The organism is Nocardia sp. NPDC060220 (assembly GCF_042727815.1).
Lineage (GTDB): Bacteria > Actinomycetota > Actinomycetes > Mycobacteriales > Mycobacteriaceae > Nocardia.
Genome location: NZ_JBHWZY010001066.1, coordinates 1 through 2,062, shown reverse-complemented (window position 1 = coordinate 2,062; position 2,062 = coordinate 1). Strand labels below are relative to the sequence as shown.

Below are 2,062 nucleotides of genomic sequence, written 5' to 3'. Positions count from 1 at the left end.
GGATGTCCGCCTCGCGCAGTGCCAGTTCCGGCTCGGTGAAAGACGGGTGGATGACGGCGGCGAGGCGCGGGGCCAGGCGCGGCAGCATCGCGAAGCCCTCGGCGGCGCCTGCCAGCAACAGCACCTCGTCGGGGGAGCGACCGTGGCGGGCGGCGACGGCGGCGCGGGCGGCGTGCTCGTCGTCGGCGCTCGGGTAGCGGCCGAGGTCGGCCAGGCGGGCGGCCAGGCGATCGCGCAGCCAGTCGGGTGGGGCGACGCCCTGGACGTTCACGGCGAAATCGAGCATGCCCGGACGCGCCTCCACGTCGCCGTGGTGGCGCAACATCGCGGGGTCAACGGAGTCCTCGAGCACAACTGCACACCCTACGTGGCGGCGATTCGGCGCCACGGGCGAGAATGGCTCTCGTGGGTCCACTACATGTCTCGTTCATTTGCACAGGCAATATCTGCCGGTCACCGATGGCCGCGAAGATGTTCGAGGCGCACCTCTACCGAGCGGGTCTCGCGAACCGCGTGCGGGTGAGCAGCGCGGGCACCGGTTCGTGGCATGTCGGCGACGCGGCCGACCCGCGTACCGAGGCGACCCTGCGCCGCGCCGGCTACCCGACCGAGCACACCGCGGCGACCTTCGGTCCCGAGCACAGTGACGCCGACCTGATCATCGCCTTGGACACCGGCCACGATCGCGAACTCGCGCACCGCGGCGTCCCCACCGAGCAGCGCAGGCTGCTGCGCAGCTTCGACCCCGCGGCCGACGGCCGCGATGTGCCGGACCCGTACTACGGCGACCAGTCCGATTTCGACCTCGTCCGCGACCAGATCGAGGCCGCCATCCCCGGCCTGCTCGACTGGGTCCACGCCGAGCTCGACGCGCGCAACCCCGCCGACGTGCAGCTCTGATGCGCAAACTCACCTTTCTGCTGCGTCCCAGCTGGCTGATCCTCGCGGTGATCGTCGCCGCGTTCGCCTACCTGTGCTTCACCGTGCTGGCGCCGTGGCAGCTCGGCAAGAACAACAGCACCGAACACCGCAACCAGCTGATCGCCGACTCTGTGCAGGCCGACCCCGTGGCCGTCACCGATGTCCTCGACGGCGACTCCGGCACCCACACCGAGTGGCGCAAGGTCACCGCGACCGGCGCCTTCGTCCCCGAGTCGACCGTCCTGGTCCGCCTTCGCCACCTCGACGGCGCCCCCGGCTACGCCGTCCTCGCCGCCTTCCGCCTCGATGACGGCCGCACCCTCCTGGTCGACCGCGGCCTGGTCGCCTCCGTCGACGGCACCCGCCCACCCGCGATCGCCGACCCGCCCGCGGGCCCGCAACGCATCGAAGCCCGAGTCCGAGCCTCCGAGGGCGTGGTCCCCGACAAAACGCCCAGCACCCAGGACGGCTTCCGCCAGGTGTACACGGTCGACGCCACCCAGGAATCCGCCGTCCTCGGCACCCCCCTCACCCCCGTTCCGACCGGCACCGACAAGGGCGGCTACCTCCAGCTGGCCGCCGACCAGCCAGGCGCCTTCACCCCGACCCCCCTGCCCCAACTGGACGCGGGCCCCTACCTCTCCTACGGCCTCCAATGGCTCGCCTTCGGCCTGATGGCCCCCCTCGGCCTCGGCTACTTCGTCGTAGCCGAGCTCAAAGCCCGCCGCCGAGACCGCGCCCAACCGTCTACCCCGACGAACCCCACGCCCACCGCAGACACCCCCACCCCCGCCCAACCCACCACAGAAGCCCGCCTAGCGGACCGCTACGGCCGCAACCGCTGACAGCTGTTCGCAACCCGCGAATCCAGCACGTCGTCCGCGAACTCAACTGCCTCTCGTCTGCGCACACCGCGAAGACCGCAGCTCCACCGCACCCCCGCCACATCGTGCACCCCAGATCCACCATGGCCGCCACCCCCACAACCACACCGCGCACCCCAAATCCGCCATCACCCCCACCCCAGCCACACCGCGCACCCCAAATCCGCCATGACCGCACTCCCACCCACCACCCGCGACCCCTAGGGAGCGGCGGCCACGAAGTGGCCGGTCCGCGGCCGGGCCGCCGGTTAGGCGCC

General features: G+C 71.7%; 2 protein-coding genes and 1 pseudogene. 2 read left to right on the top strand and 1 reads right to left on the bottom strand.

The features are described from left to right. A pseudogene (locus ACFWF3_RS33645) lies at positions 1-325 on the bottom strand (hypothetical protein); the annotation flags it as partial. A 71-nt stretch (positions 326-396) separates the two neighbouring features. Here ACFWF3_RS33645 and ACFWF3_RS33640 point away from each other — a divergent pair. Further along, positions 397-900 carry a low molecular weight protein-tyrosine-phosphatase gene (locus ACFWF3_RS33640; RefSeq protein WP_378639435.1) on the top strand — a complete coding sequence of 168 codons (504 nt, stop codon included), beginning with the start codon at positions 397-399 and terminating at the stop codon, positions 898-900. Next, positions 900-1,766, top strand: coding sequence for an SURF1 family protein (locus ACFWF3_RS33635; RefSeq protein ID WP_379318009.1), 867 nt, complete (start codon positions 900-902; stop codon positions 1,764-1,766). The genes ACFWF3_RS33640 and ACFWF3_RS33635 overlap by 1 nt, the downstream gene beginning before the upstream one ends. The last annotated feature ends 296 nt before the right edge of the window (positions 1,767-2,062 follow it).